General features: G+C 62.4%; 25 protein-coding genes and 1 tRNA gene. 15 read left to right on the top strand and 11 right to left on the bottom strand.

Translation table 11 applies throughout. The features are described from left to right. Positions 1-202 precede the first annotated feature (202 nt). The 8 genes from hisD (at position 203) to KIP88_RS18460 (ending at position 7,108) form a co-directional block, all read left to right on the top strand. Entirely contained in the window at positions 203-1,498 is a 1,296-nt protein-coding gene (gene hisD / locus KIP88_RS18495) for a histidinol dehydrogenase (protein ID WP_214489370.1), read from the top strand. Next, entirely contained in the window at positions 1,495-1,998 is a 504-nt protein-coding gene (locus KIP88_RS18490) for a UPF0262 family protein (RefSeq protein WP_214489369.1), read from the top strand. Before hisD ends, KIP88_RS18490 begins: the two co-directional genes overlap by 4 nt. Positions 1,999-2,019: 21 nt before the next feature. Then, positions 2,020-2,484, top strand: coding sequence for a low molecular weight phosphatase family protein (locus tag KIP88_RS18485; protein ID WP_214489368.1), 465 nt, complete (start codon positions 2,020-2,022; stop codon positions 2,482-2,484). A gap of 283 nt (positions 2,485-2,767) precedes the next feature. Beyond that, positions 2,768-4,180 carry an amidase gene (locus tag KIP88_RS18480; RefSeq protein WP_214489367.1) on the top strand — a complete coding sequence of 471 codons (1,413 nt, stop codon included), beginning with the start codon at positions 2,768-2,770 and terminating at the stop codon, positions 4,178-4,180. Positions 4,181-4,440: 260 nt separating this feature from the next. Continuing rightward, complete coding sequence (locus KIP88_RS18475; RefSeq protein ID WP_108514414.1) at positions 4,441-5,064, top strand: Maf-like protein; 624 nt, start codon at positions 4,441-4,443, stop codon at positions 5,062-5,064. Then, the gene (yacG, locus tag KIP88_RS18470; RefSeq protein ID WP_214489366.1) at positions 5,054-5,266 is read left to right on the top strand and encodes a DNA gyrase inhibitor YacG; all 213 of its coding nucleotides are present in this window, start codon (positions 5,054-5,056) and stop codon (positions 5,264-5,266) included. The genes KIP88_RS18475 and yacG overlap by 11 nt, the downstream gene beginning before the upstream one ends. Before the next feature lie 138 nt (positions 5,267-5,404). Beyond that, positions 5,405-5,480 (top strand) — tRNA-Phe (locus KIP88_RS18465). Positions 5,481-5,869: 389 nt separating this feature from the next. Continuing rightward, entirely contained in the window at positions 5,870-7,108 is a 1,239-nt protein-coding gene (locus KIP88_RS18460; protein WP_214489365.1) for a CHRD domain-containing protein, read from the top strand. Positions 7,109-7,393: 285 nt separating this feature from the next. On the opposite strand, the gene KIP88_RS18455 is transcribed toward KIP88_RS18460, so the two are convergent. The 3 genes from KIP88_RS18455 to KIP88_RS18445 form a co-directional block, all read right to left on the bottom strand. Then, positions 7,394-8,614, bottom strand: coding sequence for a bifunctional 2-polyprenyl-6-hydroxyphenol methylase/3-demethylubiquinol 3-O-methyltransferase UbiG (locus KIP88_RS18455; protein WP_214489364.1), 1,221 nt, complete (start codon positions 8,612-8,614; stop codon positions 7,394-7,396). A gap of 223 nt (positions 8,615-8,837) precedes the next feature. After that, positions 8,838-9,272: a hypothetical protein gene (locus KIP88_RS18450; RefSeq protein WP_214489363.1), complete on the bottom strand. Its 435-nt coding sequence runs from the start codon at positions 9,270-9,272 to the stop codon at positions 8,838-8,840. Between the two features lie 208 nt (positions 9,273-9,480). Continuing rightward, the gene (locus KIP88_RS18445; RefSeq protein WP_214489362.1) at positions 9,481-10,458 is read right to left on the bottom strand and encodes a tripartite tricarboxylate transporter substrate binding protein; all 978 of its coding nucleotides are present in this window, start codon (positions 10,456-10,458) and stop codon (positions 9,481-9,483) included. Between the two features lie 1,033 nt (positions 10,459-11,491). On the opposite strand from KIP88_RS18445, the gene KIP88_RS48500 reads away from it, so the two are divergent. Then, positions 11,492-11,803: a PAN domain-containing protein gene (locus KIP88_RS48500; protein ID WP_374226478.1), complete on the top strand. Its 312-nt coding sequence runs from the start codon at positions 11,492-11,494 to the stop codon at positions 11,801-11,803. Between the two features lie 25 nt (positions 11,804-11,828). Here the strand turns inward: KIP88_RS48500 and KIP88_RS18435 are convergent, their stop codons facing one another. Together KIP88_RS18435 and KIP88_RS18430 are read right to left on the bottom strand one after the other, a co-directional pair. Beyond that, positions 11,829-12,149, bottom strand: coding sequence for a hypothetical protein (locus KIP88_RS18435; RefSeq protein ID WP_214489360.1), 321 nt, complete (start codon positions 12,147-12,149; stop codon positions 11,829-11,831). A gap of 111 nt (positions 12,150-12,260) precedes the next feature. Further along, the gene (locus tag KIP88_RS18430; RefSeq protein ID WP_214489359.1) at positions 12,261-12,755 is read right to left on the bottom strand and encodes a ferritin-like domain-containing protein; all 495 of its coding nucleotides are present in this window, start codon (positions 12,753-12,755) and stop codon (positions 12,261-12,263) included. 166 nt (positions 12,756-12,921) lie between these two features. Between KIP88_RS18430 and KIP88_RS18425 the strand changes: the two genes are divergently transcribed. Both KIP88_RS18425 and KIP88_RS18420 read left to right on the top strand, forming a co-directional pair. After that, complete coding sequence (locus tag KIP88_RS18425) at positions 12,922-13,110, top strand: hypothetical protein (RefSeq protein WP_214489358.1); 189 nt, start codon at positions 12,922-12,924, stop codon at positions 13,108-13,110. Positions 13,111-13,430: 320 nt separating this feature from the next. Then, complete coding sequence (locus tag KIP88_RS18420; RefSeq protein WP_214489357.1) at positions 13,431-13,721, top strand: hypothetical protein; 291 nt, start codon at positions 13,431-13,433, stop codon at positions 13,719-13,721. A 105-nt stretch (positions 13,722-13,826) separates the two neighbouring features. Here the strand turns inward: KIP88_RS18420 and KIP88_RS18415 are convergent, their stop codons facing one another. From KIP88_RS18415 to KIP88_RS18405, 3 genes are all read right to left on the bottom strand, one after another. Continuing rightward, a complete protein-coding gene (locus KIP88_RS18415) occupies positions 13,827-14,072 on the bottom strand; it encodes a PilZ domain-containing protein (protein WP_214489396.1) in 246 nt (81 codons plus the stop codon). 119 nt (positions 14,073-14,191) lie between these two features. Beyond that, complete coding sequence (locus KIP88_RS18410) at positions 14,192-15,214, bottom strand: aldo/keto reductase (protein WP_214489356.1); 1,023 nt, start codon at positions 15,212-15,214, stop codon at positions 14,192-14,194. A gap of 110 nt (positions 15,215-15,324) precedes the next feature. Beyond that, complete coding sequence (locus KIP88_RS18405) at positions 15,325-15,750, bottom strand: PaaI family thioesterase (RefSeq protein WP_214489355.1); 426 nt, start codon at positions 15,748-15,750, stop codon at positions 15,325-15,327. Between the two features lie 79 nt (positions 15,751-15,829). Here KIP88_RS18405 and KIP88_RS18400 point away from each other — a divergent pair, with 79 nt between their 5' ends. The 3 genes from KIP88_RS18400 to KIP88_RS18390 all read left to right on the top strand — a co-directional run bounded on the left by KIP88_RS18400 (position 15,830) and on the right by KIP88_RS18390 (position 18,957). Then, positions 15,830-16,459 (top strand): CoA pyrophosphatase, encoded by a 630-nt coding sequence (locus KIP88_RS18400; RefSeq protein WP_214489354.1) that lies wholly within the window; start codon positions 15,830-15,832, stop codon positions 16,457-16,459. A gap of 217 nt (positions 16,460-16,676) precedes the next feature. Further along, positions 16,677-17,657, top strand: a complete 981-nt coding sequence (locus KIP88_RS18395) for a tripartite tricarboxylate transporter substrate binding protein (RefSeq protein WP_214489353.1) — start codon at positions 16,677-16,679, stop codon at positions 17,655-17,657. A 106-nt stretch (positions 17,658-17,763) separates the two neighbouring features. Continuing rightward, complete coding sequence (locus tag KIP88_RS18390; protein ID WP_214489352.1) at positions 17,764-18,957, top strand: hypothetical protein; 1,194 nt, start codon at positions 17,764-17,766, stop codon at positions 18,955-18,957. 144 nt (positions 18,958-19,101) lie between these two features. On the opposite strand, the gene KIP88_RS18385 is transcribed toward KIP88_RS18390, so the two are convergent. Then, on the bottom strand, positions 19,102-19,404 hold the full coding sequence (locus KIP88_RS18385) for a hypothetical protein (protein WP_214489351.1): 303 nt from the start codon (positions 19,402-19,404) through the stop codon (positions 19,102-19,104). A gap of 202 nt (positions 19,405-19,606) precedes the next feature. Here KIP88_RS18385 and KIP88_RS18380 point away from each other — a divergent pair, with 202 nt between their 5' ends. Further along, the gene (locus tag KIP88_RS18380; RefSeq protein ID WP_214489350.1) at positions 19,607-20,086 is read left to right on the top strand and encodes a hypothetical protein; all 480 of its coding nucleotides are present in this window, start codon (positions 19,607-19,609) and stop codon (positions 20,084-20,086) included. Positions 20,087-20,093: 7 nt separating this feature from the next. Here the strand turns inward: KIP88_RS18380 and KIP88_RS18375 are convergent, their stop codons facing one another. Beyond that, positions 20,094-21,311, bottom strand: a complete 1,218-nt coding sequence (locus KIP88_RS18375; RefSeq protein ID WP_214489349.1) for an EAL domain-containing protein — start codon at positions 21,309-21,311, stop codon at positions 20,094-20,096. 451 nt (positions 21,312-21,762) lie between these two features. Beyond that, a complete protein-coding gene (locus tag KIP88_RS18370; RefSeq protein WP_214489348.1) occupies positions 21,763-22,722 on the bottom strand; it encodes a TAXI family TRAP transporter solute-binding subunit in 960 nt (319 codons plus the stop codon).

Genomic DNA, 22,722 nt, shown 5'->3' with positions numbered 1-22,722 from the left:
AGCGGGGACCCATAACCACAGGTGTGAGCCGTGAAAGGGGCTGTCGCCCCAGCTGGCCCCACATGGACATCGGTGGTTATGGGTCCCGGCTCGCGCTTCGCTTGGCCGGGACGACGAGATTTTGGGGTCTGGCAAGGGTTGACGGCCCTTGGCCGCCGCGCCATTGAGCATAGGCCTTCGACCCGATCCCAAGAAAGCCACCATGCCCGTTCGCCTGGACAGAAGCAGCGCCGATTTCGACGAGCGATTTGCGACGTTCCTCGCCGCCAAGCGCGAGGTTTCGGCCGATGTCGAGCGCGCCACCCGCGCCATCGTCGATGACGTGGCCGCGCGCGGCGACGCCGCCCTGCTCGAGGCGACCAAGAAATTCGACCGGCTCGACATCGACGCCTCCGGCCTGCGCGTGACCGCGGCCGAGATCGATGCCGCGGTCGGGGCTTGCGACACCGCAACCCTCGATGCGCTGAAATTCGCCCGTGACCGAATCGAGGCGTTTCACAGGAGGCAATTGCCGAAGGACGAGCGCTTCACCGATGCGCTGGGCGTCGAGCTCGGCTGGCGCTGGAGCGCGGTCGATGCGGTCGGCCTCTACGTGCCCGGCGGCACCGCGGCCTATCCGTCCTCGGTGCTGATGAATGCGGTGCCGGCCCGGGTTGCCGGCGTGCCGCGGGTCGTCATGGTGGTGCCTTCGCCGGACGGCAAGCTCAACCCGCTGGTGCTGGCCGCGGCACAGCTTGGCGGCGTGTCCGAAATCTATCGCGTCGGCGGCGCGCAGGCGGTGGCGGCATTGGCCTATGGCACGGCGACGATCGCGCCGGTGGCAAAAATCGTCGGTCCGGGGAATGCCTATGTCGCCGCCGCCAAGCGGCAGGTGTTCGGCAAGGTCGGCATCGACATGATCGCCGGCCCTTCGGAAGTGCTGGTGATCGCCGACGACACCGGCAATGCCGGCTGGATCGCGGCCGATCTGCTGGCGCAGGCCGAGCATGATGCGAGCGCGCAGTCGATCCTGATCACGGACAGTGCCAGGCTTGCCGCCGAGGTCGAAAGCGCGGTGGAGTCCCAGCTCAAGACGCTGCCCCGTGCCGACATCGCGCGAGCCTCGTGGAACGATTTCGGCGCCATCATCATGGTGAGGCAACTCGACGAGGCGGTGGAGCTGGCGAATGCGATCGCCGCCGAACATCTGGAAATCATGACCGCGGATGTGGAAGGCCTGTCGGCCAAGGTCCGCAACGCCGGCGCGATCTTTCTTGGGTCCCATACGCCGGAGGCGATCGGCGATTACGTCGGCGGCTCCAACCACGTGCTGCCGACGGCGCGTTCGGCGCGGTTTTCGTCGGGGCTCGGCGTGCTAGACTTCATGAAGCGCACCTCGATTCTCAAATGCGGGCCGGACCAGTTGCGCGCGCTGGGGCCTGCCGCGATGACCTTGGGCAAGGCCGAGGGTTTAGACGCCCATTCACGCTCCGTCGGATTGCGCCTCAATTTGCCATGAACAAGCCGCCACCAGACGATGACCAGCACAACCGCATCGTCGCGGTGACGCTCGACGAGGAATCGATCGGGCGTTCCGGGCCCGATATCGAGCATGAGCGGGCGATTGCGATCTATGATCTGATCGAGCAGAACGTGTTCGCGCCGGAAGCCGATGCGCAGGGGCCATTCACGCTGCACCTCGCCATTACCGGCAACCGGCTGATGTTCGACATCCGCCGCGAGGACGGCACGCCCGTCGTCGCGCATTTGCTGTCGCTGACGCCGTTCCGGCGGATCGTGAAGGATTATTTCATGATCTGCGACAGCTACTACCAGGCGATCCGCACCGCGACGCCCGACAAGATCGAGGCGATCGACATGGGCCGCCGCGGCATCCATGACGAGGGCTCGCGCACGCTGCAGGAACGGCTGAAGGGCAAGGTAAGAATCGATTTCGAAACCTCGCGGCGCTTGTTCACGCTGATCTGCGTCCTGCACTGGAAGGGGCAGGACGCATGACGCCGAGAGAAGCCTGACCGCATGGATGCGCCCCGCGCGCGCAACCCGCAGGCCGTGCTGTTCGCATGCGGAATGAACAGCGTGCGTTCGCCGATGGCGGAGAGTCTGCTGCGGCAGATGTTCCCGCAGGCGCTCTATGTGAAGTCCGCCGGCGCCAAGAAAGGCGAGCTCGATCCGTTCGCGGTCGCCGTGATGGCCGAACTCGGCCAGGATATTTCCGGCCACAAGCCGATGACGTTCGAGGAGCTCGAGGATTGGGAAGGGCTCAATTTCGACCTCATCATCACGCTGTCGCCGGAAGCCCACCACAAGGCGCTGGAGCTGACGCGCACCATGGCCGCCGATGTCGAATACTGGCCGACGCCGGATCCGACCGGCATGGAAGGCAACCGCGAGCAGAAGCTTGCCGCCTATCGCGAGGTCTGCGACGGCCTATCGATGCGCATCCGCCGCCGGTTCGCCAAGGCGGGTGCGGCGAGCGGGTAGTTCTTTGCCGGAGACTGGCGTTCCCCGGATGCAGCGCAGCGCGCCGCGCTTGCGGCGTGGTGCGCTGCTGGTCCGGGGTCCACGTCGGCCATAGGTCCCGGCTCTGCGGAGCAGCGCTTGCGCGCTGCACCGCGTCCGGGACACGAGACTAAAGGTCGGTGCGGCGAGCGAGCGGGTGGGGGCCGGTCGCACCGTCGACATCAGACAAGTGCAATACTACTCTCACCGACGGGTGGGGGGGCCTGCGCGCGACTTCGTTGCGCATGTCATGTTGGAGCAAGCGATGAGCGAGATCTGGCAACTCCCGGCCACCGAACTGGCGCAGCGCATTGCACGCCGGCAACTGAGTTCGGCCGAGGTGATCGACGCCCATCTGGCGCGCATCGATGCGGTGAACCCGGCGCTGAATGCCGTGGTGCGCGTGCTGGCCGACGAGGCCCGCGCGGCTGCGGTTAAGGCCGACCAGAAGCTGGCGGCCGGCGAGAACGTTGGCCCGCTGCATGGCGTGCCTTTCACGGTGAAAGAAAACATCGACATGGCCGGCCTGCCCACCACCTGGGGCGTGCCCGCGCTGGCCAAGGCAGTGGCGCCGGCGGATGCGCCGGTCGTCGAACGCATGCGCGCCGCCGGCGCCATACCGATCGCCCGCACCAATCTGCCTGACATGGCGCTGCGCGTGCACACCGATAGTTCGCTTCACGGCCTGACGCGAAATCCCTGGCATCCAAGCCGCACCGCAGGCGGCTCGAGCGGCGGTGAGGCCTCAGCACTGGCCAGCGGCATGAGCCCGATCGGCCTTGGCAATGACATCGGCGGCTCACTGCGGAATCCCGCGAACGCCTGTGGCATCGCTTCCATCCGTCCATCCGCCGGCCGCGTCCCCGATGCGGGTTATGTGCCGGCCGAAGACCGGTTGCTGGCGGTGCAACTGATGAACGTGCAGGGGCCGATGGCACGCCGCGTCGCGGATGTGCGGCTCGGTCTGCGTGTCTTGATGGGCGCGCATCCACGCGATCCCTGGTCGATCGATGCCCCGTTCGAGGGACGAGCGCTGGCGTGGCCGGTTCGCGTGGCCGTGCTGCCCGAGCCGCCCGGCGGCGGCACCGATCCAAAGGTGGCGGCTGTGGTGCGGCGTGCCGCACAGGCGCTGGCCGACGCCGGCTATGTCGTGGAAGAAGCCTGCCCGCCACGCTACGACGACGCGATTGGCTGCTGGCGCCGCCTGATCATGGGTGATTTCGGCTCGGTGCTGGCATTGTTGTCCCCGATGATGGGCACTGAGGCGATGGCCTTCCTGAACAACTTCAATCAGGACATCCCGCCTTTGGCCGACGCGGCGTCATGGTCGCAATTGATGGCCGAACGCGATGGCATCGCACGCGCATGGTCGACCTACATGGCCGACCGGCCGTTGCTGCTGTCGCCGACCTGGACGCAATTGCCGTTCGAGCATGGTTTTGATTCGGCGACCCCGGCCGGAGCGGCCGCGACCAAGGAACTGATGCGCCCGGTGGTCCCGGCCAATTTGCTCGGGCTGCCTTCGGCCTGCGTGCCGGCCGGGCGTGACGAGGAAACGGGATTGCCGATCGGCGTGCTGATCACCGGGCAGCGATTGCGCGACGATTTGTGCCTGGATGCGGCCGAGGCCATAGAGGCCCGCCTGGGCATAGCTACGCCAATTGATCCGGTGCGCTGAAGGGCGCCGTGGCGGGTGGTTTCCCGTCGTTCCTGCGAACGCAGGAACCCATACGCCGCGGCCGTGCGACTTTAGGAAGTGCTAATCGCCGATTGTCATTCCGATGACAACGGCCTGTGGTTATGGGTCCCTGCGTTCGCAGGGACGACGAAAGATTCCCAGTGACAACAATCACTTGTTCCCCGGTTGTGGAATGGAGTGCCTTCCGATAGGTTCCGCGCGCGCATCCCCTCCGAATCCTTTTCCACGACAAACCCCGCATGCTTGGCCGCCCCAAAATCGTTCTCGCTTCCGGTTCGCCGCGACGGCTCAGCCTGCTCAACCAGGCCGGCATCGAGCCCGACGCGCTGCGCCCGGCCGATGTCGACGAAACCCCGAAGCGGGGCGAGCTGCCGCGCGCCTGCGCCAATCGCCTGGCCCGCGCCAAGGCCGATGCGGCGCTGAAATCCGTCCAGCTCGACGACGAGCTGCGCGGCTCCTTCATCCTGGCCGCCGATACGGTGGTCGCGGTCGGCCGCCGCATCCTGCCCAAGGCCAATCTGGTCGACGAAGCCGCGCAGTGCCTGCGGCTGCTCTCGGGGCGCAATCACCGCGTCTACACGGCCATTTGCCTGGTGACGCCGAAGGAGGCGTTTCGCCAGCGCTTGATCGAAACCCGCGTCCGCTTCAAGCGCTTAAGCGAGGACGACATCCAGGCCTATATCGGCTCCGGCGAATGGCGCGGCAAAGCCGGCGGCTACGCCGTGCAGGGCATCGCCGGATCGTTCGTGGTCAAGATGGTCGGCTCCTACACCAACGTCGTCGGCCTGCCGCTCTACGAATCAGTCACGCTATTGGGCGGCGAGGGCTTTCCGATCCGGTTCGGCTGGCTCAATGCCAGCTAAGCCGCCCCAAGCCGCCGGCAGGCCCAAGGATGCCGGGGAATCCAAGGGCGCTTCAAAGCCCTGCCCGGAATGCGGCAAGCCGGCGAGCCCGGCCACGGCACCCTTTTGCTCCCCACGCTGCCGGGATGTCGACCTGAACCGCTGGCTATCCGGCAAGTACGTCATCCCCGGCCGCGAGACAGACCCCGAAGACGCCGAATAAGGGATATTTGCCAATAACTTGGGGAGAGCCCGGAAGGCGGGCCGCGCCCAGCGAAGCCAAAGGCGAAGCTGGGTGGACATGACCCTCCGACCTCTCTATAAACCGCCCGCTCGCTTAGGCCTTTGGGCCCTCGAGTATGCCCAGGTAGCTCAGTTGGTAGAGCATGCGACTGAAAATCGCAGTGTCGGTGGTTCGATCCCGCCCCTGGGCACCATTCAAGCTGAATGCCCCCCATCCAAAAGAACCCGCCCCGCCGAGTGAATGCTCACCTCGGCGTCGCTCGGGATGCGCACACAGGTTTGGAACCGATCGCAAGTTCCAGCTCGCAACCGAAAATTGCGTCGATCACAATGCGTCGATCGCTATAAACAAAACACAATAACGCCCGCTCGAAGGCCTACAGCGGCGGGCTAGGTTGGCGCGATCCAGCGATCCCTTGTTCTCGGCCGAGTACCGCGAGAAGGACAACGCGCCGACTCCGCGATAGCGGAGCGACGCTGCGCCTAATCCACCGGCCCGAGCCGGATTGCAATAGCTGCCACACGTGCACGCCGGCGTCGCTGGCCGCCAGAACCTGTTGAGCAAAGAGCAAAGGAGGCTCGCATGTCCACAGCGTTCCGCGTGGTTCTCGAAGGCACTCAGGAAGTCCCCCCGGTCAACTCGACTGCAAGCGGTCTCGGCACTGTCATCTTTGACAGCACGGAAATTGCCGCGAGCTATACGTTTCGGATCGAGGGCGTCGATTACGGCCCGGCTACGGGTGGTCCGGCCCAGACGCCGTCGCCCCTGGACGACGTCACCTCCACGCATTTTCACAATCAGGTCCGAGGAGCAAACGGGCCCGTTGTATTCGGGCAGATCAACCCGGCCCAGGACGCCGATGATCTCAGCATCGTCCTGAATACGGATGACTCCTGGACTGTAAGTGGCCGATGGGAGACGACGGACCCCGCCAACGTTTCAATCACCAACTTCGCCAACGAACTCGGCTCAGCTCCGGTGGGATCGGAGGTTCCGATCTATTTCAACGTCCACACGAATCAAAATCAGACAGGCGAGATCCGGGGGCAGTTGATCGCAATCGCAGACGACAACGACAACGTCGTTGTCGGAACGCCGGGCGACGATTTTCTTCCCGGGCTCGGCGGCAATGACATCATCCGTGGCCTCGCCGGGAATGACAGGCTTGAAGGCGGCGACGGCGACGACATTATCAGGGGCGGCCAGGGAAACGACAATATCAATACGGGCGCCGGCGATGACCTGGTTTTCGGCGGTCGCGGCAACGACACCATTGGCGGCATGGCCGGACGGGATACAGTCTTCGGCGGTGCCGGCGATGACACCATCGCCTGGAACGACCCGACGGGCGATGTCGTGTTTGGGGATGCCGGGAATGATATACTGCGAGGCGGTGACGTTGCCGCCGACACGATCTTTGGTGGTAACGGTGACGACCTCATCCGGGCGGTCGCCAACCAGTCATTGGCGAATCACGCGCCCGACCGCCTGTTCGGAGACCGCGGGAATGACGCCATCATCGGCGGCAATGCTGCTGATACGATCGAAGGCGGCGCCGGCGACGACATCCTCGCCGGTTTCGGTGGGGCCGATCAGTTCATCTTTCGCGAGTCTGCAGGAGGCGATGATACCATTAACGACTTCGACGTAACGCAGGACGTCGTGGTGTTGGAAGGCTTTGGAGCCGACTTCGACCCGCTGGACAATCTGAGCGGGGGAACTTCGGGTACCACCCTTGATCTCGGCGAGGGCAATCAGGTGCTGTTCGTGGGTCTTCTTCCGAACGAGTTGAACGCCGCGAATTTCCTCGTGACCGCTTGAGTTGGCGCGGGCGGGCCGGATCTACGGCCCGCCCGCGGACTCCCTCTTGGTCGTCTTGCGCAATTCCCGATTTGCGCATTGAACTGGTGGACACAGGCCGGAGAAATTCGCAGCAAGTGTAGCCCGGATGAGCGAAGCGACATCCGGGTTTTGGTTGTGCCGATTCCCGCCTATCGCTTGCTCATCCGAGCTACTTGCTCGGTCAACAATATCGGCGCCGTAATACTCAACGGCGGCTACAGCGCGTTCAGCACCGTCGCGCCGTCCGGTTTCTCGGCCTGGGGCTTAAGAGCCGGATCTGCCAAACAGGAGATTTCCGGATCTCCACATGCGCTCGCAGACGGCGCGAGCGAAATTCGTCCTCTGTTCGGGCTCAGATCGTGTGAACAAGGCGTGGGACAGAATTTCCGAGATGCTCTTTTTTCCGTCTATCTGCTCCAGCAGCAGGGCTTCCGATCTCGATATCGGGGTAATAACTTCCCCTTGAGGCGAAGGGCGCGTCAGGATCAATGCGTTGGCTTCGCCAGCAAGTTTAACGCCCGATCGAACGTGCGGGACATACGACAGAAAATCGTTTGTATCGAAACGAGTAAGGAAGCGCGTGCTTTGGGGCTTCCTGACGAAAAAATCGTGCCTGTCGTTTAGCACGGTAAGATTATCGATGACGGCCCACTGCTCGGCGGCCGGGAGCGCCAAAACCCTTTCCAGCATCTCTCCGCTGAGATACCGATCGGCGCAGTAGGGGGCGTTGTCGCTCCAACCGAAGAAAATGAGCCCAGCCGCTGCAACAAACTCCATGATGTCAGGCACCGAGTAGGCCCTGTCTTGTGGGTGAAGCAGCATGTCCACGACCCCCGCATCGTCGGCGAGGTCATGGGGCAGTTTGCCGGTCGGTGAGATCAGATAATGGTGCGATGGGACAAACTTCAAAAGTTCGCGGGCAGTCCTGAGGCCTTCGGCGTCTTGACCGGCTCCAAGTCGCCGCAAGATATCCTGGACTAGATATACCCCAGCGCGGCCAGCCTTCCCGTAAAGCATGATTGCCATGCTTCCTGATGGATCGAGTACATCTGCGAGCGCCATTAATCCGGCGTCCGGATTCGGAAGGTGATGAAGAACGCCAGTGCAAAGGATCAGGTCAAAAGAGCGATTCAACTGGCCGATGTCCAGCAGGCTCATTTGCCGAAGTTCGAGATTGGTGAGGCTGTGTTTGTCGCGAAGACGGTTCGAATGAGCGAGGCTTGTCTCGGAAAGATCGATACCGAGGACAGCACAGTCTGGGTTGTTAAGGGCGATCAGAGCCGCTTGGGAGGAGCCGCAACCAGCGCATAATATGCGCAGGTCTTGCCGAGGTCGGCCCTCTGGCCACAACTGAATGCCCGCAAATTGGGGGTCACAAGTCAGCGGTCCCCATTTCTTTCGGAATTTCTCGGCGTCCTCGATTGGCGGCGGATAGCTATACGCCTCGTACTGTTTCCTGACCGCCTCTGTAACTGTGTCTTCCATGACACGACCCTAGATCGGACCGATCCGGCCCGCAATATCCCAAATCCGACAAGGAAGATCAGATGGTCGCGGAGAACTTCGACGCAAGGACACTGATGACCATCGCCATGACGACGAGCACAATCGGACTAAGCCTGTACAGCAGCAAGCGTAGCCCGGATAAGCGAAGCGACATCCGGGTTTTGGTTTGTGCCGATCCCGCATATCGTTTTGCTTATGCGGGCTACTCGCTGAACCGCAGCGCCCGTTCGACTTTCTTGCGAAAGCTGGCGCGATCGGTCCCATGGCGGTCGAGCGTGTTCGAAAGTCCGATCAGGCCGCTGCCAGCCGACGAGGGATCGAAACCAAACGGCCTGATTGCAATACAAGCCGCCCTTTCGCTCTCGGCGAACGCCAGCATTTGAGAGGCCAAATCACGTAGAATGCGTTGTGCCTCGCGCGCATTTTTTAAGTCTGTATCGTATTGCCGTATCTGCTCGGAAGTGACGCAGGTCTCGCGAGGTTGTGGTGCCGCGACGTTCGCCAGAAAAAGCATTTGACTGCGCACAGACCGTCGCAGATCGAAGAAATTTCGAATAGGCCGGCCAACAAGTTCGAGCGCAAACCACCCAAATGCGCCGGTCGTGGCGACCGAAATAATGATCACGTACCACTGCATTGGTTGACCGCATCTGCTCTGTTGGCGACGATCGAAGCATACTGGAAGTGGTTCCCACCACACCAAGCATGCTTATCGCCAGATTCCCCCAATAAGCGCAGACATCACCGGCGCCGGTCGCTTTGCAGGTGGCAGGCGCAGTCGCGCCCGCTCCGAACAGTAAGGACTGAGCCCAATCGAGGCTAAGGCGCGCCCAACGTGGCGCGTCTCATTTCTGCTCTTGCGTCTTCATCTCTTCCGCGAATGGCCGCAAGGCTTGCGACATGTCGTCGAGACGCTTTTGCCATTCGGCACCGGGCATGAAAGCAATAACGGGGGCATCGCCAGGCGAGCTCTTGATGTATTCCGGATCGCGCAGGCCATCTGCAATAGCAGCTTCAAGCTTCTTGGCTACCTCGTCCGAAACGGCCTTGGGTGCGGCGAAGCCGCGTTCCGCTGTCATCGTGACCGGGATGCCTGCTTCCTCTGCCGTCGGAACGTCGGGCAGCGACGGAGAACGCTGCTTCGACAGGATGGCAATGGCGCGGAGCGGTCCCTTGTTGGTGCCGTGCAGCTCGGGGACTTCGCTGAGGCTGACCATTCCAACCTCCAGATGGCCGCCCAAAAGATCGGTCCTCTGCGCGGCCGTTCCGCGATAGGAAATTTCGTTGGGCTCGACCTTGCCGGCGTTTGCCAGCATGCGGATCGCCAGATGACCATTCGTGCCCGCACCATTGTGACCGAACGTTACCGAACCCGGCTTGCTGCGCAGCGCAGCCAGAACGTCCGCAAGCGTTGTAAGCTTGCTTTCCGCAGGCACGACGATCACGCTCGGATCGTCCACCACGCGCGCGATAAGGCGGATTTCATCCATGCTGTACTGGGTTTTTCTCGTCATCGGGATGAAATTATAGCCGGGCACGTTGACCACGCCGATCGCGTAAGCATCCGGCGCGGCGCGAGCAATCGCGGCAAACGCGATCTCTCCACCGGCGCCAGGCTTGTTCAGCACGACAAATTTGACCTTTCCGCCCAATCTCTGCTCGACGAACGGTAGCAGCTTGCGAGCCATGACGTCGGTTCCGCCGCCGGGAGCAAACCCGATGACGACTTCAATCGGCTTGTCGTCCGGCCATCCCGCCCAAGCTGGTCCGCCAGCTACGACGGCGAATGCTGCTGCAACGAGTGCGACGACCTTACTATGCATGACGTTCCGCCCTTTTCTTATTGTTAGCCGGCCGCCCCGCCGCCTGGGCAGCGCGACCGATGATTACGCGTATCGCTTGTAACTGCTACGCGCAGCAATGAACAGCAGGCGCAATGGCAAGCGTAGCCCGGATGAGCGAAGCGACATCCGGGAGTTTCGTTGATACCCCATCCCGCATATCGCTGCGCTCATGCGGGCTACCTGCTGCCCGAGAAGAGAGAGGCGACGGGTTTCCTCGCGTGCAATTCCATCCCGCGAAACGATCTCCTGCCTCCGCTGCCGGCTGATTTGCCTCCAGCGCAAGCGCAAATCGCCGCTCGCGGCATGCGACCAATTGGCACGACGGGCAAATCAGTAAAAGCTGTCCAGCCCTCATCGAAAAAATATTCCGCTTCACGCGCAACCCAAATCAACGCCATAACTCCGCGCATCTTACCCACCAAAGGGGCGTTGGCCACGTCACGAACGCGCGGTGAGAGGCGGTGGACGTGAATGGCGCTGGCTGACGTTAGGCGCCTGACGCGGACGGCGAAGTCGTGTGGTTCTGGCGCCGCGGTGCTGGCGCTAAGTCCGGGAGAAGCGAAGCTTCTCGCGGGCGACGGTGGCAAGAAAGCCGTTCACCGGGGAGAGCTCGAAGTAAGCCGTAACCCATCGCGCAGGGAAAGCCGGGATGCCTCCGCTGGACCTGTATGCTCGTGTGCGCGTTCTCTGCGCAAATTGCACACGAGACCGCGGGTGCAGCGTGCACCCGGCTTTCCCTGCGCCCTTTGCTTTTTCGTGGAGGGCGGAAGTTACGCAAAGCTCGGGCGCATTTCAGCCGCGAGAACGCGGACGCATACCCTCTCGCTGTTTGACAGTTGAGTCGCTCAACGACCCCTGACGAAGGCGCGAAACTGACGTGGATGGGCCAATCGCATTTCCGCTTCAGTGGCCGTCCCGTCAATGGCGGCAGGCATGTGAGCCAGTTCATATCCGGCTGCGATCGGTAAACGCTTAAATAGCGACCCCAGGGAAGTTGCCACAGGAGGTTGCCATGTGTCTCCGTAGCCTGATGATCACATCCGCATTCGTCTTAGCCTTTTCTGGAATCGCCGGCACCGCTTCAGCGCAAGATGGCCCCCGCCAGAACACGGATCGGCCCGGCAATGATTTCCGCAACGTCGCCCTGAGAGGCAATTCGGGAGATTGCCTGGAACTCTGCCGCCGGACACGCGGCTGCCGTGCATGGACGTTCGTCAAACCCGGCGTCCAGGGGACGTCTGCCCGTTGTTGGCTGAAGAACGTAGTCCCGGCCGCCGTCGCCAACGCGTGCTGCACGTCTGGCGTGATTAGAATAATAGATTGATTCCGGCTTCCTCTACTTCCACCGACTACATCTGAATATCGGGCCTGAAGAGGGCCCGAACCGTCCATTTCATCTTCGGCTGACTTTGTCTGACGCAAAAGCGGCCGTCGACAACGGGCACTTTGATAATTGAAGTCCCCTTGTTGCCGCAGCAATGCTGGATGCTGTCAGGGAAACCCGGCTGGTAGATGTAGAAGCGCGCATAGAAGGGTTCGACGGTGACCATCAGGTCGATCGAATTCAGGCCGCGGGGGATCTTGTCGCGGAGGTCAACCAGGCGGTCGCCGGGATTGCAGGCCAAAGCGGCCGTGATCAGGAGCCAGTTCATCCCAACAGAGTAAGCCATTTCGTGCAGAGCAAAAGACCGCCCGAAGGCGGTCTCGCTGCGCTTCTGTCAGGGACGATCAAGCTGCATGGATCGCAGTGTTGCATGCCCGTGTGCGCACTTGGCCCACACTCACGCCGCCAGTGCGTCCGGATTGACTTCGCCCTTGGCGATGTCGGTGAGGATAGCGTCGGCCTCTTTCTCCTCCAGAAGGCTGTCGTGCAACAGCATCTGGTCGTCACGCAGGTCGAGCTGGCCGGCAAGTGCGGCGGCCGAGCCGTAAGCGGCGATCTCGTAGTGCTCGAGTTTCTGGGCGGATGCGATCAGGGCCGCATCGCGAAGATCGTCTCCCTCCACGATACCGAGCATCTTGCGGGTTTCACTGATGAGGGCCTGCATGGCCTGGTCGACATGTGCGGCCGGGTCGGCGCCGTGCTTGTGAAGGATGCCGACAAGGCGCTCCTTCTGCCGCATTGTCTCCGCCTGATGGTCCACCAGCGCATCCTTTAGCGCCGGGTGGGACGCTGCTGCCGCCATGCGCAACAGCGCTTCCGAAAGTTGCTCCTCGACACTCACCAGTTCCTGCAGTTCGGCGAGGTACATGTCCTTGAAATTGCTGATTTCCATGACGAAATCCTTATCATCGGATGTGTACGGGACTTCCGGCGCGTCGCTGAATTCCGGAAACGACCGGCACGAGCCGGGCGGCCTTTTCGCGTTCGAGGCCTCGCGATGTCTTTTCAACGAGACCGCGGCGCATCTGGTTCCGGGTCATGGGCCTAAGAGGTGATCGATGACGGAATGGTATTTTGTCTGGGTCGAGGGTCTGCGCGGGCCCATGCCGCAGAAATGGTCGTCGGACGGGCTTTGGGGGCAGGTCGGCCGTCAGGACGTCATTGTCCGTTTCGCGCTGAGCGATGCGGAGGCGCATCTGCCGCTCGACGAATTGGCGAGGCGGCATCCCATTCCCGACGGGAGATAGCAGGCCGCGCCGTTTACCCAACGCGTTCCACAGGGTTCCGTGGCAGTCGCATTTCGAACATGCCTTTCTGCGGAACATTGCGAATTTAATTTCGTTGCCGGGTTGAACGGGCGCAAAGAGGCACCACTGTCCCGTGTTCAATTCGCGCTGCGCGCGGATTGAAGGAGAACTTGCGAACCAGCGCGCTGCGCTGGTGGGGACGAGCGATCAGGATCCGACACCCTTGACGCCTTTCGTATCCTCCGCAAGGAGCAGCCGCGTGCGGTCTTAGCCACCACGCGGTCCTCGACCAACCAGCAAGCCAAGTGAAGGAGTCGTGCATGAAATTGAACTCGGCACAGGTGGAACGCGCCTTGAAGCAATTCGAAGCCCAGGCGCTTCCCGACGATCATCCGGTGGTCCCGCAACTGGCCAGCATGTTTGGCGATCACACATTCTTCCTCGACAGCGGCGGGCTCAACGTCCTGGAACCGACCGAGGCTTCCGAGCGGGAAGCGCCAGTCGGCATGATCGTAAACCTTGCCTATTGGAGCGATGAGACGCTGACGAAACTGTCGCCGCACGAGCCCGAGCCCACCGGCGTTATCGTCAACCTCGAATCCAGACACTGACGCTTGAGACTGCAAGAGCGATCATTTCGCGGTGGGTCCGGTCACGACGTATCAGGCCGGACCCGCTGCGATCCGTCAGGTCAACCCGCGGTGCGGCGGCGTCGGTCAGGTTTCGAAGTGAACCCCGATCCGCCTCTCTTTTCGCCAGACGACGCGACACGGCAGATGGAGGTGGTTGGCTTCGATCACCAGCGTGAAGCGTTCGGGAATGCCGACGGGGGAGCCCACCTCGAGTGCGGCGCCGGTTTCGGAAAGATTGCGGACCGTGCAATCGAAGGCGGCGCCGCCGCCAAACGAAATCCTGCCCGCCTTCAACAGCCGCCGCCGTGGTGCTATTCTGTGCTCGTCCACCAGATGGACCTCCGCCTGAACGGGGAAGTCTTCGACGGTCGCGGTTACTATACCGTTAAGGTAGTTACAGACCTGATACAACGCATGGTGGTAGACAGCCGCAGGACCGTTCCGCCCGTTCATCGGGCAGCGCCATCCGTCCGGGCCCGCCGTCCCTCGATCGGATAGGCCGGGTCATTGAACCCCGGCGTCGAGGGGTGGCCGCTCGCCACGAGTTGATCGATCAGCGCCTCGTCCTCCGCCGTGAAGCGATAATCGAGTGCTTTCAGGTAATCGTCCCATTGCTCCTCGGTGCGCGGACCCGCGATGACAGCCGAAACGAACGACGAGTTCAGCACCCATGACACCGCGAACTGCCCGGCGGTGATGCCGCGGGCTTCGGCATGCCGCTTGATCGCTTGCGCGAGCTGCAGCGATTCCGGTCGCCATTCGGTCTGCATCATGCGCTTGTCGGCGCGGCCGGCGCGCGTCTCCTTGTCGGGCGCTGTGTCCGGCTTGTATTTGCCGGTCAGCACGCCGCGCGCCAGCGGGCTATAGGGCACGATGCCGAGGCCGTAATAGCCGCAGGCCGGAAAATGCTCGACCTCGGGCATGCGGTTCATGGCGTTGTAATAGGGCTGGCTGACGATCGGGCGATCGATGCCGTTGCGGTCGCAGATGTTGCAGATCTCGGCGACACGCCAGGCGCGGTAGTTCGAAACGCCGAAATAGCGGATCTTGCCCTGGCGCATCAGGTCGCCGATCGCGCGCACCGTCTCCTCCAGCGGCGTCGCGTGGTCCTCCTTGTGCAGGTAATAGATGTCGATGAAGTCGGTGCCGAGCCGTTTCAGGCTTTCGTCCGCGGCCTGCAGCACCCAGCGCCGCGACAGCCCGCCGCGATTGGGATCGTCGCCGATCTGGTTGGCGAGCTTTGTCGCCAGGATCCAGTTGTGCCTGTTGTTCGAGATGGCGCGGCCGACCACCTGCTCGGACTGGCCGCCATTATAGGCGTCCGCACTGTCGATGAAGTTGATGCCGGCCTCGCGCGCTTTCGCCACGATGCGCGCCGACGTCGCCTCGTCGGTCGGGCCGCCGAACATCATGGTGCCCAGACAGATCGGCGAAATCTTCAGGCCGCTGCGGCCGAGTTGGCGGTATTGCATGGGGTGGGTCTCCTCCGGCTCTAAGTCGTCATTGCGAGCGCAGCGAAGCAATCCATGCTTCTCAGCAAGCGGAAAGATGGATTGCTTCGCTGCGCTCGCAATGACGATCCCTAACTCTCACTTTTCAATATCTTGAACACACCGCTCGCCATCGCGATACAGCGTTTGTCGACGGTGACTTCGGTGGTGATGAAAATCAGGCTGCGGGTGGAGCGCACCACGTGCGGCTTCGACACCAAAACCTCGCCGATCTTGCCGGCTTCCACGAAGTGCGTATCGAGCTGAACCGTCGCCAATGTCGGCTTGCCTGAGACGAAGCGGGCGGTCATGCCGCAGGTGCGGTCGGCGAAGGTCATGATGACGCCGCCCTGCACCAGGCCGCGGCGGTTGTGGTGCTTGTCCTCGGTAGCGAGCGCATATTCATGCGTGCCGTCGACCACACGCTGCCACAGCGGGCCGATCAGGTGCAGGAAACCTGACGTTTCGACGATCTTCCAGCCGTCGGATTTGAGTTTGTCCGCGGCTTTGCTCGTCATGTCGTGGTGTCCATTCCCTGCGGGTTGTCATGCGGTCCGGGTCATTTCATCTGATGCGCTGGTGTTGTAGTCAAGCGGGATGGCCCGGTCATTTGACGATACCACCCGGCGGAATATCGCAAGCCTCTGCGCGGCATTCACGCGGGTGCCTTCCGTTGACACGGAGCCGGAGCTGAAGAGCGCTGCCGTGGCCATCGCGCTGACGGAAGCCGAGGCCGGCGGTGGCACGACGTTTCTGCTGACCCGCCGTGCCGCGACCTTGCGTTCGCACGCCGCCCAATGGGCGCTGCCGGGCGGGCGCTGCGACCACGGCGAGACGCAGGCGCAGGCCGCGCTGCGCGAGCTTCACGAAGAGCTCGGCGTCGGGCTGACCGAGGACGATGTGCTCGGCCTGCTCGACGATTATCCGACGCGATCAGGCTATCTGATTACGCCTGTGGTGGTCTGGGTGAGCGCCAGCGCCGATTTCGTGCCCAACCCCGCGGAGGTCGCCTCGGTGCATCGCGTCGCGCTCGACGATATTGAACGAAACGATGCCTTCAGCTTCACCACGATCCCTGAAAGCACCCGGCGCGTGATCCGCTTCCGCCATGCCGGCCAGCACATCCACGCGCCAACGGCGGCGCTGATCTATCAATTTGCCGAAGTGCTGGCGGGAAGAAGCACCCGCGTTGCCGAGTTGGAGCAACCGGTGTTTGCGTGGAGGTAGTGGGCCCCCGCGTCATTGCCTGCGACAAACGCTGAGCGTTTGCGCAAGGGAGCGAAGCGACGAAGCAATCCATCTCTCAGCGAGCGGATAAATGGATTGCTTCGCTTCGCTCGCAATGACGAACCGTGGTGTCGGCCCCGGGTCGGCTTGCGAATACGGATCGTTTCAGCGACGATGGCCGCGCCAACAATAAAACAGTTTTGGGAGCGCGCTCATCATGTCCACGTGGATTAAGAGCTTTTGTGTTGTCGCCGCATTGCTCGGCCCGAGCGTAGCCATCGATTCAGCCCAAGCGCAAACCTATCCGGCCCGCGCCATCACGCTGGTCATTCCATTCGCGCCCGGCGGCAGTACCTCGATCGTCGGCCGCGCGATTGCCGACAAGATGAGCGAACTGCTCGGCGAGAAGGTCGTGGTCGACAATCGCCCCGGCGCCGGCGGCACGATCGGCACCAAGGCGGTCGCCAAAAGCGATCCCGATGGCTACACGCTGTTGCTGGGCTACACCGGCACGCTGGCGATCGGCCCCTCGCTCTACAAGAATCCCGGCTATGATCCGCGCAAGGATTTTGCGCCGATCGGCATGATCGGCAACGCGCCGAATTCGCTGGTGGTGCATCCGTCGTTCCCCGCGAAGAGCGTGGCCGAACTGATCGCCTATGCGAAGGCCAATCCCGACAAGGTCAATTTCGGCTCGGCCGGTGCCGGCACCGCCAGCCACATCACCGGCGAATATTTCGCCCGCGCCGCCGGCATCAGGCTCGTGCACATTCCCTACAAGGGCACGGGTCCTGCGTTGACCGATCTCCTCGGCGGCCACATCCCGATGGCGTTCGCGCCGATCCCGGCCTCGCATGCCAATGTCTCCGCCGGCAAGCTGCGCGCGCTCGCGGTGACCAGCATCATCCGCTCGGGCCTGTTGCCCGACGTGCCGACGATGATGGAAGCAGGCCTCTCCAGCTTCGACGCGTCGCTCTATTACGGCCTCGTCGCGCCATCAGGCACGCCGCGGCCGGTCATCGACAAGCTCAACAAGGCGCTGCGCGACGCACTCGCTTCCGACGAGGTGAAGAAGCAATTGGGCAATGACGGCACCGAAATCACGCCCGGCACGCCGGAAAACTATGCTGACTTCATCGACAAGGATGAGAAGAAGTGGTCGCGTCTTGTCAAGACCAGCGGTGTTGAACAGGAGTAGGATCCGATCCACCTTCTCCCACAAGGGGAGAAGGGAAGAAAGAACGCCGCTTAATGTCGCTCCCTTCAGGGGCTGACTTCGCGGGCACGCTTGCTACAACGGTGCCATGCGCCTGCCATTGATTCGCATGAGTTCCGGATTTGTCGCGCTCGCGCTGCTTGCGAGTGCGCCGCCTGCCGTGGCGACCCAGCCGATCCCTCCCTCAACTGCCGACGCAATGGCGCAAGCGGCCTCGCCGCAGGCGATCGCCGAATATCGTCGCAAGCTCAGGGAATATCAGGAAGCGCGCGCCGCGTTCGACGAGGAGGCGGGGGCCTATTGGTCTTCGATCTCCGAGAAACGAAAGGGCCGCAACGCCAAGCGCCGGGAACGCCAGGCTATTGCGCTGAACGATTACGTGCTGACGCAGCCGCCGGTCTACAGCGGGCCGAAGCGGCCGGTTAATCCGGAGCCGGAGGAAGAGAAGCCGCCGCGCGAGCGCAAGCCGCTGCCGGTGGTCGCCGATTTCCTGAAAGCCGCTGCCGACCATTTCCAGTTCGTGCCGCAGCGGCCGGCCGCCGAAGTCGACTTCAAGCGCGCCTATGCTCGCTACGCGCTGGCCGCCGGCCTGACGCGCGAGCAGGCGGTGCGGGTCTATTCGTTCGAGACCGGCGGCAACGGCAATTACGATATGCAGTCGGGCCTGAATCCCTCAAAGCCAGGCTCCCGCGCGATCTCGACTGCGATCGGCTACAACCAGTTGCTCACCACCAACAGCGTCGAACTGCTGGCCGAACAGGGCCACGAACTCATCAAGGAACTGACGGCAAAGGCCGCGACGTTGTCGGGCGCGCCGCGCAAGGCGATGGATCACAAGCTTGCGGTGCTGAAAAAGATGGTGGCGTTCGCGCGCACCGTACCCGACACGTGGTCCGAGCATGAGAAGCTCGCCAATACCCCGCAGGGTTGGGCTGTGCACGCCATGGTGCTCGATGTCGACGTCGGGCCGATGCTGCAGACCCACAAGCTCTTGACCTCGGTCCATTTCGCGCGCGCCAAGGGCTACAATCGCCCGCTCTCGGCCGCCGAACTCGAAATGATGAACCTGACCGGCGACGGCACCGGCCTCGACATGGTGACCATGCCGCAGGCGATGCGTGAACAGGTGCCGACCTCGAATTTCTTCCAGCGCGGCGGCTACGAGCGCAACCCCGTCGCGATCCGCCACAACACCGTGGCGAAACTGCTCGCGGTCACCGACGAGCGCATGGATTTCAACTCTGGCAAACCCGGCGCGAAAGAGCTGGCGGGGGCGTTTTAGTCGTGCCGCGACCCCGAACCATCATGCCCCGCGAAGGCGGGGCATCCAGTAATCGGCGCTATCAGAGTATAGTCACAGCGGCGCGGCGTACTGGATCATCCGCTTTCGCGGATGATGATACCCAGATTGTTGGTCGATTGCCCCTCAATTCGACCCGAACTTGAACCTGCCGTCGTCCTCGAGATAGGGGCCGGTCCGCATGTAGAGTTGTCCATTCTCGCCGATGAAGAACAACGTTCCCCTCGGCACCTTCTTGGCGCCTTTCAGCAGTGTGCCGGCATTATTGGTGCCCATCTTGTAGGACAGCGTCTTGCCGTCCTTGCCGTAGGCATAGCCCATGTCCTGTCTCAGCTCCCAAGGCGTCGGCGCCGCACCTTGCGCAAATGCGCAAGTCGAAAGCCCCGCCAGGACGGCCACCGCCAAAGCCGTCTTCGTTGAAATGCTCATCATCATCCATACTCCCCGCAGCCATTCGGCCTCTTGCCCCACGCTTTGAACAAATCACGAACGGTGTTGCGCCGTCAATTGGCACCTTCGACGCATCACACCGTCCTTGAGACTTTGTGATTTCCCGCGTTCGACTTCGCGACTATGTTCGCCTTTCCGGCTACAAGCATGCATTGCGAAGAACGTCATAGGGATGGTCAGGATGAACCACGTCATGAAGGTCGGTTTGGGTGTTGCGCTGTCGTTCATGACACTGGCTTCCGCGGCACAGGCCGACAATTTCAAGCTCAGCAACAATCAACGTATCGCCTGCAGCCGCGGTCTTGCCCCGGGCAAGCTCAACACGGCGACCTGCAAATCCTATGCTTATGTGTTCAACGTCAAGACCTCGGAATATTTCCGCTGCCAAGTTTCGCTGGCGCTGACGCGGGACAACAAGGAAGTCATCAACGTGCAGGCCGATGGCGGCTGCACGAAGAAACCGCGCATCTTCGATACTGACGGCGACTATGCGTTCGATGCCACCGAAACCGAGCCGCCGAACACCAATTCGTTCTTCGGTCCCGGCGGTTATGCGGTATGGGCCAGCGACAACAATACGCCGAAGGTGCGTGGCTGCATCATCATCTCGTCCGGCCTCGGCTCCGACATCGCGAAATGCATCGATATGAAGTTCGAGTGAGCCCGGCTCAGGACGGCTTGTCGGAGCCGGCCGTGAGCTGAGGGCGCGAGCGGGCAAATTTCCGCACCGCCACCGGCTTGCCGAACAGGTAGCCCTGGACCAGATCGAACCCCATGTCGTGGGCCGCGAGATAATCAGCGCGGGTTTCGATACCTTGCGCGGTGGCGAGGGCGCCATTGTCCCGGGCCAGTTCGACGATGCGCCGGCATACCGTCTGCTTCAGCCGGTCGTCCGCGCAGCCGTTGATATATTGCTGGTCGACCTTCAGCTCGGCGAACGGGAAGCTCCGGAGCTCCAGGAGAGACGGCCATTCCGCGCCGACATTGTCGATGGCGATCGCGATATTGTGCAGGCGCAGCCGTCTTGCTGCGTCCACCGCCAAGTCCGGGTGCTCGATCACCTCGCTGCTGTTGATTTCGATCAGGAGCCCGCCAAAGGCGGGGTGGGCCGGCATGGCGCGGCACAGATCGCGCACCGCCGCGGCATTGCCGAAGAACGATACCGGCAGGTTGATCGAAAGGTCGACAGGCCCCTGGCTCTCCAGCAGATAGCGCCAGTCCTCGATGGCGCGGCCGACCACGAATTCGGACAAAGCGCGAAAATGCGGATCCTTATCGTCGGGAATGAAATAGGCCGGCGGGACCACGCCCCAGGCTGGATGCCGCATCCGGACCAGCGCCTCCGCGCCGCTCGGCACCAGCGTGCGCGTGTTGATCTTCTGCTGATACCACAATTCGAGCCAGCCGGCCTTCAAGGCCTCGGCGACATCGACGGCCGGGCTTGGCGCCGGCTCGGCCGGTAGCAGCTCCGCGACGCTGGCACGCAGGCTCGCCGCGCCGAACGGCGTCTGCAGCGAGGGCAGCATGGCAATACTGTATTCTTCGCCAATTTGCCTGACCGCCTTTACCATAATCGAGTCGGGTTGACCGATAACGAGGACCTTGCCGCCGAAATTCTTGCGGACAATGACCTCGAGAATTTCGCCGACATTGATCCCGTCGACGCACACGCTGAGCACGATCAGGTCCGGCTGCTCGGCCTGCAGCACGCCTGCCAAATCGCCGGCCTGACCGCATTCGCAGGTCACGAAGCCGAGATCCTCGAGTGCGTCGGAAAGGAACAATCGGAGGTGTTTTTTGCTGTCGACGACGCAGGCTCTGGGTGTCAGCTTCCGATGCCCGAAGTGCGCTGCGCGCGTATGCTCGCCAAAGTTGACCTGCTCCATGCCGCCCTCCCATCAGATACCCCGGCGCTAGTCGTACATCCGCGTTGGGGTCGCAATAATGGAATTTTGCGGGAGGTCACATGATTACTTCAGTAGGGTTAAAGCCGCCGACACGAATAAAATTTTAGGAAATCCTCCTGGCGCAGTGGCCCGTTGCCGGGGTTGGATAAAGCCATCCGTCGATTTCGTGAGCTTCAGTGAGTTGATGCCTTGCCTGGGCGATAATTTGATCCGCCCCGCCTGTTAACGCCTGTGGTCGCTTGTCGGCGCGGCGATGTTCGTGGCTTGAGAACAGCTACACCGTGGCGCCTCCGCGCTTCTTCGCAGGAGCAGCAATGATGCGGTGCACGCAATTTCTCTTCCGGCAAAAAAAGTGACCGCGGCCTTCGGCAGGCCGCGGTCACTGTAACCTGCGTCCAGACAACGCTTCGCGTCGTCCGGATGGTTAAACCTAGCCGCCGATACCCTTTTCCTTGAAGTATTTCAGTGCGCCGGGATGGAATGGGATCGGTGAACGCTCCTGCACCTGGTTGTCGAGCGTAAAACTCTCGGCTTCCTTGTGCACGGCAACAATGTCGGCCTTCTTCTCCACCAGCGTCTTGACGATGGTGTAGGCGTCCTCGTTGCTCATCTTGTCGCCGGTGACGATCAGGTTCCAGACGTCGGTGATGGAATTGTCCTTGTCGTAGCCCGGATACGAACCTGCCTTGATCTTGCTGGAAGTATAGAGCTTGCCGTATTTGGCGTTCATCTTCTCGGCCAAGTCGCCATGGTCGATCAGCTTTATCTTCAGGCCGGGCGTCGCCGCGAGATCGGTGACCGCGGCGGTCGGGATGCCGCCGACCCAGAAGAAGGCATCGATCTTGCGGTCCTTGACCGCGTTGACGGATTCCGAAACGCCGAGCCGCTCGCGCTTCATATCCTTGTCCTTGTCGAGACCCGCGGCCTCGATGACGCGGAACGCCATCACTTCGGTGGCGCTGCCGGGTGACCCCGTCGAAACGCGCTTGCCCTTCAGATCCGCCATGGTGTTGATGCCCGTGCCTTCGACCGTCACCACATGCATGCGGTTCGGGTAGACCACGAGCAGCGCCTGCAACGGCACCTTGCCGCTCTTGAACTTGTCCTCGCCCTTCAACGCGTCGAGCGCGGCATCGGCCATCGTGAAGGCCAATTCGCTCTTGCCGGCGCCGATCAGCTTGAGATTGTCGACCGAGCCGCCGGTGACCTCGGCAGTGGCCTGCACGTTGGGAAGGTTCTTCGAGAGCACGTTGGCGACGGCCCCGCCGAGCGGATAGTAGACGCCGCCGGTGCCGCCGGTTCCGATCGACATGGTCTTCTGCTGGGCATGGGCTGCGCCCGCGAAGGCGAACCCCAGAGCCATCGCCAGTATCGCTGTGGTCTTTTTCAT

This window comes from Bradyrhizobium sp. SRL28 (assembly GCF_018596315.1).
Lineage (GTDB): Bacteria > Pseudomonadota > Alphaproteobacteria > Rhizobiales > Xanthobacteraceae > Bradyrhizobium.
This window is presented reverse-complemented; position numbering and strand designations above follow the sequence as displayed.